Source organism: Lactobacillus sp. M0393, assembly GCF_016102025.1.
GTDB lineage: Bacteria > Bacillota > Bacilli > Lactobacillales > Lactobacillaceae > Lactobacillus > Lactobacillus melliventris.
Genome location: NZ_JACFPK010000006.1, coordinates 164,632 through 179,949, shown reverse-complemented (window position 1 = coordinate 179,949; position 15,318 = coordinate 164,632). Strand labels below are relative to the sequence as shown.

13 protein-coding genes are annotated in these 15,318 nt (G+C 36.0%); 3 read left to right on the top strand and 10 right to left on the bottom strand.

Annotation, left to right across the window (positions count from 1 at the left end; translation table 11 throughout):
- Positions 1–125: 125 nt before the first annotated feature.
- From H3R29_RS06795 to H3R29_RS06760, 8 genes are all read right to left on the bottom strand, one after another.
- Positions 126–758 carry a hypothetical protein gene (locus tag H3R29_RS06795; RefSeq protein WP_198202866.1) on the bottom strand — a complete coding sequence of 211 codons (633 nt, stop codon included), beginning with the start codon at positions 756–758 and terminating at the stop codon, positions 126–128.
- 151 nt (positions 759–909) lie between these two features.
- On the bottom strand, positions 910–1,491 hold the full coding sequence (locus H3R29_RS06790; RefSeq protein WP_198202865.1) for a hypothetical protein: 582 nt from the start codon (positions 1,489–1,491) through the stop codon (positions 910–912).
- Between the two features lie 667 nt (positions 1,492–2,158).
- Positions 2,159–2,914: a triose-phosphate isomerase gene (gene tpiA, locus H3R29_RS06785; protein WP_198202864.1), complete on the bottom strand. Its 756-nt coding sequence runs from the start codon at positions 2,912–2,914 to the stop codon at positions 2,159–2,161.
- Positions 2,915–2,938: 24 nt separating this feature from the next.
- Positions 2,939–4,150: a phosphoglycerate kinase gene (gene pgk / locus H3R29_RS06780; protein WP_122025871.1), complete on the bottom strand. Its 1,212-nt coding sequence runs from the start codon at positions 4,148–4,150 to the stop codon at positions 2,939–2,941.
- Between the two features lie 106 nt (positions 4,151–4,256).
- A complete protein-coding gene (gene gap, locus H3R29_RS06775) occupies positions 4,257–5,273 on the bottom strand; it encodes a type I glyceraldehyde-3-phosphate dehydrogenase (protein ID WP_046324625.1) in 1,017 nt (338 codons plus the stop codon).
- 63 nt (positions 5,274–5,336) lie between these two features.
- A complete protein-coding gene (locus tag H3R29_RS06770; RefSeq protein ID WP_046324624.1) occupies positions 5,337–6,368 on the bottom strand; it encodes a sugar-binding transcriptional regulator in 1,032 nt (343 codons plus the stop codon).
- Between the two features lie 430 nt (positions 6,369–6,798).
- On the bottom strand, positions 6,799–7,821 hold the full coding sequence (gene argF / locus H3R29_RS06765; RefSeq protein WP_198202863.1) for an ornithine carbamoyltransferase: 1,023 nt from the start codon (positions 7,819–7,821) through the stop codon (positions 6,799–6,801).
- Between the two features lie 177 nt (positions 7,822–7,998).
- Positions 7,999–9,525, bottom strand: a complete 1,527-nt coding sequence (locus H3R29_RS06760) for a GW dipeptide domain-containing protein (protein ID WP_198202862.1) — start codon at positions 9,523–9,525, stop codon at positions 7,999–8,001.
- A gap of 166 nt (positions 9,526–9,691) precedes the next feature.
- On the opposite strand from H3R29_RS06760, the gene H3R29_RS06755 reads away from it, so the two are divergent.
- Positions 9,692–11,134 (top strand): APC family permease, encoded by a 1,443-nt coding sequence (locus tag H3R29_RS06755; RefSeq protein ID WP_046324621.1) that lies wholly within the window; start codon positions 9,692–9,694, stop codon positions 11,132–11,134.
- Positions 11,135–11,214: 80 nt separating this feature from the next.
- The gene (locus H3R29_RS06750) at positions 11,215–11,661 is read left to right on the top strand and encodes a Fur family transcriptional regulator (RefSeq protein ID WP_198202861.1); all 447 of its coding nucleotides are present in this window, start codon (positions 11,215–11,217) and stop codon (positions 11,659–11,661) included.
- Between the two features lie 217 nt (positions 11,662–11,878).
- Here H3R29_RS06750 and H3R29_RS06745 read toward each other — a convergent pair whose 3' ends face one another.
- The gene (locus H3R29_RS06745; protein WP_232352239.1) at positions 11,879–13,588 is read right to left on the bottom strand and encodes an SH3-like domain-containing protein; all 1,710 of its coding nucleotides are present in this window, start codon (positions 13,586–13,588) and stop codon (positions 11,879–11,881) included.
- A 159-nt stretch (positions 13,589–13,747) separates the two neighbouring features.
- Here H3R29_RS06745 and clpP point away from each other — a divergent pair, with 159 nt between their 5' ends.
- Positions 13,748–14,332 (top strand): ATP-dependent Clp endopeptidase proteolytic subunit ClpP, encoded by a 585-nt coding sequence (clpP, locus tag H3R29_RS06740; protein ID WP_034977497.1) that lies wholly within the window; start codon positions 13,748–13,750, stop codon positions 14,330–14,332.
- Between the two features lie 50 nt (positions 14,333–14,382).
- On the opposite strand, the gene whiA is transcribed toward clpP, so the two are convergent.
- On the bottom strand, positions 14,383–15,318 hold the full coding sequence (gene whiA / locus H3R29_RS06735) for a DNA-binding protein WhiA (protein WP_198202860.1): 936 nt from the start codon (positions 15,316–15,318) through the stop codon (positions 14,383–14,385).

Genomic DNA, 15,318 nt, shown 5'->3' with positions numbered 1-15,318 from the left:
ATTTATAGTAATAATTATAAACTGGTTGATTGTATAAACTGGTTGATTGTATAAAGTAATTTAATTTATTAAAAAAACTAATTACTTAATTGAGAATTAGTTTTAAAATCTGATATTTACTTTACTTAATACTGGTTAAATGAAGGTGCATAAGTTTCACCCTTAAAATTAAAGTGTTGATATTTTTGCGCTAATTTTGGTGAACGGAAGAACTGGTCAACGATTTCACCGGTTTTAGGATTAGCTTCAAATATTACTTTTTGAGTTTTACCAGCAACTTTTTCATTCCTTAATCTAAAAGCGAAGCCAATTTCAATATTGTTTTCATCTATTGGACTAAAGACAATCCATTTTTTGTTGCTAATCTTATTAGTTGTTACTCTACCCAAATGTTTGAAAATCTTGTCATGCTTGGTAAACCAACTTTGCGGCATTTGCCACAAGTATTTATTGGTGCCTTTTACTTTACCTGCTGAAACCAGTTCAACATATTCTCCTGTCCAAGGCATATTGAAACCGTTCTTTTTAACGGTCATTTTGCTTAATTTATCATGAGTATTACTATACCATTTGCCACGCCACGATTTAGGAAACTTAAAGTCTCTCTTAAAGCCATATTTTGTTTTATTAGTAGTAATTTTGGCATTTTTTGAAGTACTTGCCGCCTGAACCAAATTCGTCTGATTAACACTAATTCCACTTGCTGCAGCTATAGCAGCCACAACAACTGCCCAAGTAATTGTTTTACGTAATTTCACAAACTTTACCTCCCATATTGGAATTATTTCACCCTATTATGGACACGCATTATGATAAAAGCAAGCGATAGTGGAAATATTAAACAAAAAAAGTCTCTGAAAAATCAGAGACTTATTTTATTTTCACTATAACAAAATTCTCTAAAAAATCTTACCACTGAGCGAATGTTTTTAACTCTTTTGGCTTTTTACCACCATACATTCTCGCTAGCTTAGCCGAGCGCCAATAAACGTTAGTTATTCTATAAGAAGAGAAGGATCTTTCAATTAAAACGCGGTGTCCCTTGTAATGGTACATACCTAAACACCTTCCTGACGCAACAGGACTAAACCAAGGAAACATCGAGATATACTTTATATTTTTGTCTTTTTTAAAAGTTACAGGGTAAAAAGCCTTTACCCAATTTCTAGTTTGCTTAGTATTTTTGATCCCCTTAGCATTAGAGTCTTGTCTATGTAATTCATTAGAATCGATTTTATGCGCTTTTACTCTTAATTTATTAATCGTATTTGATTTATAGTTTACATCAAAAGCTTTGCCATACCAGGTGCCAAGCATCTTTTTAGGTGTGGTCAGTTTCCCTAAATTGCCTTTTACATGAGCTGCCTGAACAACCGTCGTTATATTGATGAAACTATCATCACCGGTTTTTACTGCCAACAATCCAAGTGCTAAAGACATAGTTATAGAAATAAGTATCTTTATTTTGCTATTTTTTACCTGTTTTTTCAATTTTCTTTTCCTTCTTAATTAACAAAAGCTGATTTTTTGATAAACCTTCCTATTTTTTTCCGTATAGTACTTTTTATCTGAGTAACTAGTGACATGTAGTCCATATGTCATAACTCTCGTGTGCTTTTTTAATTTTTTATTTTCGACCATCAGGGAAAATAACATACACATCTTTCTTTAATTTACGACTTTTTCCTTTTAGGTTAGTAGCAAGAATTAATTTACCATTTGAAATTTCATCAAAGCTACAGACTATTCGAAATTATAGAAAAGAGCAAACTTACTTTTGTCCCTTTTTCTACCCTTTATTTCCTACGCAATTATGCAGATATGTTTTCATTCGGCACGTATATACTGGAATTTTTTGCGACAGCAGCTGCGTTATTATTTTCGGTAGCAAAAGTTGTGGTTGTTGCTCCAAGACTTATGCAAAAAGTAAAACGTCCTACTACAAAATTAAATTGAACTTGTTTTGTTTCATTATTCTTCCCCTAAACATCATTAGTTTAAAGACTCAGTTTAATTAATATATTAAATTTTAATACACGATTCTATAAATAACAACTTGTAACTTGCTTATTTTTAGTAATATTCTCGGTATTAAACTTTTATAAACAAAAAAAGTCTCTGAAAAATCAGAGACTCTTTTATTATATACAGTTAAAAATTAATCTTGGTAATTTACTAATTCTAAGAATGAATCAGGTTTAAGTGAAGCACCACCGACTAAACCACCATCAATATCAGGTTTAGCCATTAATTCCTTAACATTACCTGGATTTACTGAACCACCATATTGAATTCTAACATTTTCAGCAGTTTCTTCGTTGTACAGATCTTTAACAGTATCACGAATAGTCTTGCACATTTCTTCAGCTTGGTCAGAACTGGCAGTCTTACCGGTACCAATAGCCCAGATAGGTTCATAAGCAATAACTAAACTTGAAACTTGATCAGCTGACAAACCGGCAAGTGCAGCCTTAATTTGACTAACTACCCAATCTTCTTGCTTGTTAGCTTCACGTGTTTCAAGTGATTCACCACAGCAAATAATTGGAGTAACGCCATTAGCAAATAAAGCCTTAGCTTTCTTGTTAATGTCATCATCTGTTTCGTGAAAATAGCCACGGCGTTCGGAGTGACCAATAATACAATAGTTCATGCCCATTTCTTTTAAAACTTTAGGTGAAGTTTCACCAGTGAAGGCACCTTCATCTTCAAAATAAGCATTTTCTGCACCGACGCGCAGGTTTGTGCCAGCAGCTGCGTTCGTTAAACTTTCAAGATCGACGGCAGGAGCACAAATTAGTGCTTCAACCTTACTTGCTTCTGGCAATTTATCCTTTACAGCAGCAACAAATTCAGTTGTTTGCTTAGGATTCATATGTAATTTCCAGTTACCAGCAATAATTGGTGTACGCATGTAAATAATGTCCTTTCTTAAAGTTTACTTGTCTGAAATGCAGGCAATTCCTGGTAATTCTTTACCCTCAAGATATTGCAAAGAAGCACCACCACCAGTTGAAATGTGGGTGATCTTTGGAGCGATACCAAGTTGTTTAGCGGCTGCAGTTGAGTCACCACCACCGATAATAGTAGTAGCATCAGTTAAATCAGCAAGAGCCTTACCAACTTCTAGAGTACCTTCAGCAAAGTTTGACATTTCAAAGGCACCCATTGGTCCGTTCCAAACAACAGTCTTGGCATCTTTTAAAACATCCTTAAACTTAGCAACAGTCTTAGGACCGATATCAAGACCCATCATGTTTTCTGGGATGTCATCGCCGACAACTTTGCGAGCTGCATCATTTGAAAATTCGGTTGCTGCGACATTGTCAACAGGTAACACAATCTTGCCATCAGCGTCTTTCAACAATTTTTTAGCAAGATCAACTTTATCTGGTTCAAACAATGATTTGCCGATTTCATGACCTTGGGCAGCTAAGAAAGTATAAGCCATACCGCCACCAATTAAAATGTGGTCTGATTTAGGAATAAGGTTGGTAATAACATCAATCTTGTCTGAAACCTTAGCACCACCTAAGATGGTAACAAATGGGTGTACAGGATTAGCAACAGCATCACCTAAAAACTTGATTTCCTTTTCCATTAAGAAACCAGCAGCAACAGGCTTGCCATCTTTCTTCATAGCTTCAGCGATACCAACATTGGATGCGTGACTTCTGTGAGCAGTACCAAAGGCATCGTTAACATACATGTCACCTAATGAAGCCCAGTATTCACCTAACTTAGGATCATTTTTGCTTTCACGCTTGCCAAAGTCATTGTCAATATCTTGGAAACGAGTGTTTTCAAGAACAGCAACGTCACCGTCTTGCATCTTGGCAACGGCATCTTCAACTTCTTTACCTTCGTTAGCTGGAACAAAGGTAACTGGCTTCTTTAAGAGCTCACTTAAACGGTCAGCAACTGGTTTTAATGACAATTCTTTCTTATCATCATCTGACTTTACACGTCCCAAGTGACTGAGTAAAATTGCCTTACCACCATTTTCAATGATGTAGTTAATAGTAGGAAGTGCAGCAACAATTCTGTTGTCATCTCCGATCACACCATCTTTAATTGGCACGTTAAAATCAACACGAACTAAAACCTTTTTGCCTTTTACATCAAGGTCAGAAACAATTAATTTAGCCATCTATATCCTCCGATAATTTAATTATTTTTATTTTGAAAAAAAGGCGGAAGGAAGAATTTCCCTCCGCCTTCTCTTTCACCACTTAACAGTAATCAAATATTACAGATTAAAGAGTAGCAAATTTCAACAAAGTACGAACCATTTGGCAAGTAAATGAGTATTCGTTGTCATACCAAGCAACAGTCTTAACTAATTGATTGTCACCGGCAGTAGTTACCATAGTTTGAGTTGGGTCAAAGATTGAACCAGCTGTCATACCAACTACATCACTTGAAACGATTTCGTCATCGTTGTAAGCAAATGATGGGCTTTCGTACTTCTTCAATGCTGAGTTAACTTCGTCAGCAGTAACTTTCTTGTCAAGGATTGAAACTAATTCAGTTAATGAACCATCAGTAACTGGAACACGTTGTGCGTGACCGTTAACTTTACCGTTCAATTCTGGAACAACAAGACCAATAGCCTTAGCAGCACCAGTTGAGTGAGGAATAATGTTAACAGCAGCAGCACGAGCGGCACGCTTGTTACCACCACGAACAGGTCCGTCCAAAAGCATTTGGGTTGAAGTGTAAGCGTGGATAGTAGTCATAGTAGCTACCTTGATGCCAAATTCTTTTTGCAAAGCGTCAACCATTGGTGCTAATGAGTTAGTAGTACATGAACCAGCTGAAACGATCTTGTCGTTTGCATCTAAAGTATCATCGTTTACTGAGTAAACAATAGTCTTCAAGTCATTGCCTGCAGGAGCTGAAATCAAGACTCTCTTGGCACCTGCGTCAAGGTGAGCTTGTGACTTAGCCTTGCTGGTGTAGAAACCAGTACATTCAAGAACAAAGTCAACACCGTCATTCTTAACCCAAGGAATGTTTTGAGCTTGTGGTTCAGCGTATACGCGGTATTTCTTACCATCTACAACGATTGAATCTTCAGTAGCTGAAACTTCGTGGTCAAAAGTACCATGAGTTGAGTCATATTTTAGCAAGTGTGCCAAAAGTGCTGGGGTAGTCAAGTCGTTAATAGCAACAACTTCAATATCCTTTGACTTTTCGCCTAAATCCATGATCCGACGGAATGCCAAACGACCAATACGGCCAAAGCCGTTAATACCAATTTTAACTGTCATATTCTAAAGTCCTCCTTAAGAACTATGTAAGAACTGTAAACATCAATTTATTTTAAATGAGAATTACTTCTCCTTTAAAATCTTCTCTGAGGCTCCTTCATCAGTAATTAACCAGGTTTGATGTGGAGCATTTGGCATATAAGCCTTGATTGCTTTAGCCTTGCGGCCACCACAAGCAAATGCAAATATGTGAGGTATTTTATTTAGATTCTCAAACTGCAAACCAACCTGATGTACGCGGTCGACAATCTTCCCTTCGCCATCGAAGAAACACCCGAAACATTCGGTGACTACTTTTTTTTCACGCAATTCAGATAAGCGAATTGAATCGTATCCTCTGCGTCTTGCCATGTCGTGAGCTAGTCCAATTCCATGAATTACTACATCCGTCTGAGAAATATCTTCCAGCACGTCAGTAAAAGTAGATTCACGAATCAAAGAATTGTAAGCTGCTTGAGAAATCTGCTCCGGTAAATACAATGTTTTATATTTACCACCAGTTTCAGCAGCCATTTTCTGCACAATAGTATTGCTTTGAATAGCAACATTTTCACCCAGAGCCCCACGACCTGGCACAAATTCCAGTTGTCGATTTTTACTTAAACTTTTAGACAAATTCCTAGTCGATTTTGCAAGAGCTTCACCACCCAAAACAGTAATAATTGAATGTCCTAGGGGTAACAGTAAATCAAGAGCTGCATTAAGCTCTTCACCCATTCTCTCATATACCAGTTCTTGTAAATCACTATCGCCTGGCACAATAATTGTGCGCTCGATACCGAGTTTACGCGCTAAATCAATTTCTGTTTTGCGTGCGTTAAACAACCGATCTATCAGAGGTGCCGCCTCTTGCAATATTTTTTTGCCCTTCTCTGTCATAAACATGCCAAAGCTTTTGATCTCAATCAAACCTCGATCACGCAGATACTCAGTTTCTGTTCGCACGTTTCTTTCAGATAGTCCTAAAGACTGAGCTACGCTTCTGCGACCTACAGGTGCATTAAGCGATATTTGCTCAAGAACAAGATATCTTTGCCGAAAAACTTTTAAGATGTCAGGAACGAGAGCTTCAAGCACAGGAAATTCCGAGTACATTAATTTCTCTCCTTCTTCTGGGACCAAATTGACCCATTTGTTGTCATTAGGTGTCCCAGATTGTCTAAAAATATATGAGAAACGTAAATTGACATTAATCAATTTAGCCATTCCTCAATCGACAAATACAGTATAGCAACACTCCAAAAATAATTCAAGTTAAATTGCCGCAATTAGAAAGTCTTAATAAATTAGTCGATATTGATACTAAAACATGCAAAACTGCAACTCTTTTGTCAGTATCAATAAAAAACAATTCAATTTTTGTTTCTTTTCTGTTATACTTGTTGTTGTGCAAATTCGGGTCCTTAGTGTAATGGATCGCACGTAAGATTCCGGTTCTTAAAATCTGAGTTCGACTCTCAGGGGACCCATTGAATTAATTTAAAAAGAGTAGCTGTCGCAATCTAGCAGTAGCTACTCTTTTATTTTACTTTTCAAGCATATTTTTTAAATCTCTTTGAAGCTCATTATCAATCTTGTTCGAAAAATCTTCTTTAGCTAATTTATCTTTAAGTAAATAAGTAAATATTGCTCTCATTGCCGTCTTTTTGTTCGCAGCCTGTTGCCAAACAATTGATTTTTCACCGTTAAGCACAGAGGCTGTCACTTCTTCCCCTCTGTTTGCAGGTAAACAATGCATAAATTTAACTGCAGAATTGTGCGTTTTAGCCAACATCTCTGCGTTAACCTGGTACTTAGGATAAAATATTTTCATATACTCTGTTTGATCAAGTTCTTGATCATATAGGCCATACCAAACATCCGTGTAAATAAAATCAGCATTTTCTAAGACTTTTTCATCATCAGATAGAGTAATTGTGCCACCGTTTTGCTGAGCTATTTTTTCTGCTTTGCGCAATAATTTTGGAGATAATTGCTTTTCTTTAGGACCGTATTGCACAAATTGCATTCCCATTTGAGCGCATAAAAATAATGCAGAAACAGTAATTTGCGTTGCATCCCCTACAAAGACCAGCTTAATATCAGATAATTTTTTACCTTGCGGTAAAAATTCTTTAATTGTAATCAAATCACCTAAAGCCTGAGTAGGATGGTCATCATCGCTCATGAAGTTAACTACAGGTGCATGCGAATTTTGGGCAATTTCCACAATATCTTCTTGACTAGCCGTTCGCACTCCAATGATATCAACTAAGTCACCTAAAGCATGACTAGTATCAGCCAGACCCTCATGACCATTTTCTCCTAGTTGTATCTGCCCTGGAGCTAAATACAAAGCATATCCTCCTAATTCAGTCATTGCTGTTTCAGCAGAGCAGCGCGTTCTAGTAGATACTTGATCAAAGATCATACCTAAGCTTTTGCCTTTTAAAAGCTGAGGGTAATAGCCATGGTTGATAGTCTCCTTAATTTTTAGACCTAAATCAGCCAGGTATTGCATTTCGTCTCTTGAAAAGCCACAAGTATCAATAAAGTCTTTTTTAACCAAAAAATCCTCCTTTTTGTATTCTTTACTTTTCTTATCGCCTACCATAATACAGAAACTAAGTTTATTTGAAAAACAATTACATTCAAATATAGAAAGTCTTAACTATTTTAGCCATTAAACTTCTACTATAAATAAAAAAAGCCACTGAAAAATATTTCAATGACTTACATTATTATTTTAATATGTATTACCGGCTGTTAATTCTCCGCGCTGTGCAAATTCAACGTAGAGTTTATTACCAGATGCAGACAAACCTTCAATTTCGCGTCTTACGTGAAGGTGGTGTGTGCTCTTATAAGTTCCGTCTTCACCAACCTTGAAGATATAGTCATTAAATCCAATATAAAATTGGTTATGACTTTGATCGTAGGTAAACCCTTGAACTGGAGAACCATTACTTACAAAGTTACCTTTAGTAGCTCCTACCTCAACGGGAGTCCAGGAATCACCGTTGCGTGTTACTTTCCAGTATTCATAAAAGCCGTTTCCACCATTATGGAATAAACAGTACATTGTGTTGTCACCAGCAAAGGTGGCATTATGAATGTATCTAGGACTACCATAGTTAGAAATTCTAAAGGTCCAGATTTGATTGATCTTCATGTCTGACTTACGTATTTGTAAAATTTCTTCAGAAGCACTTGAATTGCTAGAGGTGTTGTTATTAGCAATTACATAAATGTAATTAGCTGATGAGCCGATAGCCTGACCATGACCTAACTTGATATAAGGACTAACTTTAATATGTGAAGCATATTTCTTGAAGGTTGACCATCTCAATGTTTGTAAATTTTGTGCCTTAAATTTATTAATATGCTTTAAATTATAAGAAACTAAATGACCCTTTTGTGCACTACTTGAATTAAATAGAGCAACAGTAAAGTTTGAACCATTCACGGTAATGCCCTCAGGAATTACACCTACTTGTCCCATCTTATCACCAGATTGATTGTAACCAAGACTGACAAAACGAGGTTGGAACAGCTTGGTTTTTAAAGTTAAACCGTTAGCCTTAAATGTATTAGATCTAGTTTCGGAAGTATAATGATGCGCTGCGTTCCAGTTTCTTGAAGAAGACTTGGAACTACCTTTCCAAGTTGAGACTTCCTTTGGTCCATTCATAGGCTTTTTATCAGCTCTTGCTATACCCTCATTCTTTTCTGAACGAACAGTAACATTGACTGTTGCCTTAGCCTTGCCATAACTATAGTCAACCGTGGTCTTACCAGGAGTGCCCGAACTAATTTTTGACTTAGAAACTGTTACCTTGCTTGTATCTACAGCAGTACCTGCACTATTAGTCACATAATTAATGGCATCTTTAGTATTAAACGAATATTGATTGTTTTGCACTAAACTTACGTTCTGCGCAACAGAAATCTTGTTTCTGGCAAAAAAGTTCTGGTTAACCCAGCCGACCGTACGCCCGTCAACAATTATCTTCCAAAACTTGCCTTTCTTAGTGGCAATTGACTGTTTAGATTGAATCTGTGCGTTCTTAAAATATTTAGTCGACGTAAACTTGCCAGATGGTCCCATTTTTGAAGCATAATGATAAACTGCATAATTACCATTACCGGCTATTTTAGTAACAGCTTTGTGGTAAGTTTTTGCAGAAATATAAGAATTATTACTCCCAACAAATAAGCCAAGTGCAGCTATTGTCCCAGCAACCAGCAGCTTACTTTTAAATTTTCTTTTCATTAAACTTACAACCCCTTCTTCTACTATATAATAATAGTTTTACACTTTTTTAATTCATATATCAATAATTATTTTTGTTATTAATTTCAAGTGACTTATTATTAGATTTTTAAAAACATTTAAGTTAAAATAAAAAATTGTTATTTTTATATAAGGGAGAAGTTTCATGGGTGAAACACCAAACAATTCTAAAAAGATGATGTGGACAACGCTGGCCACTATGGCTTTCTCTATTGTGTGGAGCTTTGGCAACGTTGTTAACGGATTCATATACTTTGATGGTACCAAAGTAATTTTCAGCTGGATTATTATTTTCCTGCTTTTCTTTATTCCTTACGCCTTGATGGTCGGTGAACTTGGATCAGTTTTTAAAGATTCAGAGGGTGGCGTTGCTTCCTGGATTAACGCCACTATCGGACCTAAATGGGCCTACTATGCTGGTTGGACATTCTGGGCAGTACATGTGGTTTATATTTCCAGTAAAGGTACAACGGGCTTAAGAGGCATGGCTTGGGGCATTTTTGGTAATACTAAATGGTATGATAGTTTGCCAACAGCTTGGACGCAATTAGCCACGCTAGCAGTATTTTTGTTCTTTTGCTGGGTAGCCAGCCGGGGGATTCCAGTAATTAAAACTTTATCAACAATTGCTGGAACTTCAATGTTTATCATGTCAATTCTTTTTATTATCATGATGTTTGCGGCACCGATGATTAATCCGCATGCTAGTTTTAACAGCATAAACTGGAATTGGCAAAACTTTATGCCAGATTTTAATACGAAGTACTTTACTTCACTTTCAATTTTGGTATTTGCTATAGGTGGAGCTGAAAAGATTTCGCCATATGTTAACAAGTTGAAAAAGCCTGCAAAAAATTTCCCGAAAGCTATGCTAGGATTAGCGGGAATGGTTATGATTTCTGCCATCTTAGGTACCATTGCTTTAGCATTAATGTTTGATCCTAAAGTAGTTAATGGTAATTTGAATGAATACATTTCAAATGGTCCGTACATTGCTTTTCAAAAATTAGGTGAATATTATGGCGTTGGCGGATTATTCCTCTATATTTATGCCTGGTGCAACGTCATTGGACAATTTTCCGCACTGGTTATTAGTATTGATGCTCCTTTGAGAATGCTTTTAGGAGGCAAAGAAGCAAAAGACTTTATCCCGAAAAAGTTATTAAAAGTCAATAAACATGGAGCTTATATTAACGGTATCTGGATGATTGTCATTCTTTCTGGCGGTATCATTGCATTGCAAGCCGTTATGCCTGATGCACAAACTGTGATGGCACAATTAGTTAAACTAAATTCGATAGTGATGCCAATGCGTTATTTATGGGTTTTCATTGCCTACTTAGCTTTGCGTAAACAACATGAAAAATTCCATAACGGTACTGATAACTATCAAATGACTAAGCATCAGTGGTTAGCCTATACTGCCGGAATTTGGGGATTAGCCGTTACAGTTGCTTGTTGTTTAATGGGAATGTATTCAAATGATCCATTCACACTTTGTTTAAATATTGCCACTCCAGTGGTATTATTCCTACTTGGTTTAATTATGCCAACAATCAGACGAAAACAAGAAGAAAAAATAAGCTAAATAATACTTAACCGCCTAGCAATAGGCGGTTTTTTTACATAAAAAATGCTACACTATAATTAATTGAGGAGATGAGAATCATGCCTAATTTTTCTGATGAAGCAGGAAGTCTGTTACGTAGCCATCACTTAAAAGTAACTAAACCGCGTTTAAAAATACTTGAATATTTAATGGTACATCATAATCATCCCACCGCTTCCACAATTTTTACAGCAATTAGTGGAGATGAGCCAGCTTATCGTGCAACTGTTTATAACAATCTCAACAAATTAGTAGACGCGGGGATCGTAACTGAAATAAAAAATGGTGATGATTCTCTGCACTATGACTATTTTGTAAAACCACACTTTCATATTATCTGTAAAAAGTGCGGTAAAATTGCCGATGTTTATTATCCTGACTTTGGGAGAATTGAAGAACAGATGAGAACTGAGGCAGACAAGCAAACGGGTTTTGTCACTTCATCAAGCCACGTTGAAATCTATGGCCTTTGTCCTGACTGCCAAAACAAAGAAAAAAAGAGCTGAAAGATGCAAAATCTTAAAATTCAGACAGCAATCAAATTCTAATTATAGACTAACTTTCAATATTTGATTTAGGTTAGTCTTTTTATGTTACTTTTTTAATAAATATCTCAATCACAATATGGCAAAATTCCTAAAATAGATAACTTTCAGGTTTTTTACGACATTTCCTAAACCAAAAAAATAAGAGCTTTTCAGCTCTCATTTAAAAATATTTATTCTATTTAATATTCATGCTTACCAATAATTCAGCTCTTTGTGCAAGGTTTACATACAATTTATTATCACTAACTGATAAACCTTCAATTTCACGACCGGTGTCAAAAGAATAAGTATTTTTTAATTTGCCATCGCGGCCAATCTTAAAGATTAAGTCATTGAATGCCAAGTAAAAGTTTTTATTCTTGGTGTCATAGGTAAAACCTTGAACAGGTGAATTATTGTTTACAAAGTTGCCATCAGTTTTACCGACTAATTTTGGATACCAATTATCTCCAGTACGAGTGAATTCCCAATATTCATAGCAATTATTGGCAGTATCATGGTAAACAGTGTACATATCCTTATCTGATACAATTACACCATTTTGGAAATAGCGATTACTCTTGCCATCATCAATCCAAGTTTTAATTGTCCAAATCTTGTTAATTTGTAAATCACTCTTACGAATTTGAAGTAATTCTTCAGAGTCGTTAGTGTCATTTAATGTATTGTCATTATTTAACACATAAATATATTTATCACTTGCGCCCAATGCCTGACCATGGCCAATTGGAATATAGGGACTTACCTTGATGTTTTTAACATAATTGTTAAACTTCTTTTGCGACATATCAAGTAAATGTTGCGCATCAAACGGGTCAGTTAAAGTATTCAGATCATAACCAACAATATGACCAGATACCAAATTTGTGTGACTTAAAAGACTGGTATATGCCCAGCCATTAGAAACGGTAACACCTTCTGGAATGTGACCAACACGGTTAATATTATCGTCTGATGGATCAGCTACACTTAATAAGACTGGTTGATATAACCGTGTCTTTAAGGTCAAATCACCACTAGTCAAAGTATGTTTATTGGTTTCAGGCGTGTATTCTGTAGGGCTAATATAATTTAATGATGAACCGTAATGAGTTTTCCAAGCCTGATAATCATTTGTACCAGGTTGCGCTGGGAAGGAGGCAACGGTATTCGCATCGACCACCCCTTCTTTTTTACTCTTTCTAACAGTTATTTTAACTGTAGCAGTTGCATCTCCATAAGTATATTTAACTTTATATGTCTTAGGAGTCCCGCAATTAATGCTATCTTTTGATACAGTTACTTGACTGTTGTCAATTACTGTACCCATGCTGTTAGTTATATAAGAAATAGCATCTCTGGTAGGGAAGTTGTAGAACTCATTGCGCACTAGAGATATAGTCTTAGGAACCGCAATTTGGTTTCTGGCAAAGTAACGTTCATTAACATACCCTACTTGTCTGCCATTAACATAAATGCGCCAATAACGATACTTTTTAGTTTCAATCAACTGATCTGATTGAATATGACTATAACGAAAGTTAATGCCGTCAGCTACTTTGGTGCTAACTTTTCCGTTATTTACTTCTTTCCAGACCTTATAATTTTTGTTGCCCGCAACTTTGGTCATCATAGAAAAACCAGTAACAATTTGCTTAGGCTTAGGTTTTTTAGTATTGGTGTCGTCTGTCCCAGTTTGATCAGATTTACCTGTTTGATCATTAGTGGCATTATTATCATTATTTACATCAGTTGAGTTGCTTGATGACTTGTTGCTGTCATCTTGAACTGGCGGTTGAGCGCTATTCGAATCTGCCGCAACTGATGTAGTTGACAAGCCGGTACAAACTAGTAATCCGACAACCAATGTCAGTAAATATGGTAATTTTTTCTTATAAAGCTTCAAAATATATCCTCCAATATTTAGTTTACCTTTAAATTATATAATAAAACTCTCACTAAAAAGAATACAAAATTAATACACTTTCATTGACAGCAAGTAATGTAAGTGATTTAATTAGCACTGTACTTGATAGAGTGCTAATTATATTTAGGAGGTAGAAAGATGCTTGTACCTACAGTTATTGAACAAACTGCACGTGGCGAACGCGCATATGATATATATTCACGTTTATTGAAAGACAGAATCATCATGCTTAGCGGCGAAATTAACGATGATATGGCCAATTCAATTATTGCACAATTACTATTTCTTGATGCTCAAGACAACACCAAGGATATTTCACTTTACATTAATTCACCGGGTGGTGTGATTACTTCTGGTTTGGCAATCATGGATACCATGAACTTTATTAAATCAGATGTTTCAACTATTGCCATCGGCATGGCAGCTTCCATGGCTTCCATTTTACTGACTAGCGGAGCAAAAGGTAAACGTTTTGCATTACCTAACTCAACTGTTTTGATTCATCAACCTTTAGGTGGTGCACAGGGTCAGCAAACCGATATTCAAATTGCAGCCAATGAAATTTTAAAGAGCCGTGAAAAAATTAACCGGATCTTACATGAAACTACTGGTCAGCCTTTAGAAAAGATTCAAAAGGACACTGAACGGGACAATTACATGACCGCACAGCAAGCTAAAGACTATGGTTTAATCGATGAAATTATGGTTAATCAAAAGAAATAGTAACAATAAACTGCAATAAAAAAGAAACCCATCATTGATGAGTTTCTTTTTTATTGCTCTAAACTTGCAGCAATATCGTGAATTTTTTTAAAACGATGATTGACGCCAGATTTTGAAATCGGACCATCCGGCACCTGTTGCGCTATTTCTTTTAAAGACAATTCAGGCTCTTCAAGTCGCAATCGTGCTAATCCCTGCAATTTTTCAGGAATGTTTTCTAGCCCAATTTTACGTTCAATCAACTCAATATCTTCAACCTGCTTGGCTGCTGCATTAGCCGTCTTTTTTAAATTAGCTGTATCACAATTGACCAACCTGTTAACAGAATTACGCATATCCCGCATAATGCGCAAATCTTCAAAAGACAACATTGCATTTAATGCTCCGACAATATGTAAAAAGTCACCAATTTTTTCGGCTTCTTTTAAATAAACAATATAGCCACGCCTTCTTGGTGTACTTTTAGCATTCAGATTAAAGCGGTCATTCATAATATGAAGCAAATCGTCATTATGGTCTTTATAAATAGAATAAATTTCCAAATGATACCGACTCGTATTAGGATTATTCACACTGCCACTGGCTAAAAAAGCACCACGCAAATATGACATCGACCCTTCCCGTGAATTAATTATTCTTTTAGGAATGCTAGTAATTAAATTCAAGCTTGGGGTCAAAATTTCCAAATTATTCAGTATTTCTTTCACGTGATTTTGTAATCTCACCAAATACTGATTATTTTTTTTAAGCTTCATTTTGCGAGAGACTATCAGTTGTGGTTCAACCTTATATGCAGTTTTTATCAATGAAAAAATACGTCTAGCTATGGCAGGATTTTCAGTAGTGATATCAAGACTAATTTTATGCTCATGAAAATTCAAAACGCCATTCATACGCAGGAAAGCAGCCAATTCAGCTTTGGCATGTTCGCGGTGAATGGGCAGCGAAGTCAACTCTTTTTTTACGTTACTAGCATAGCTGGCCAT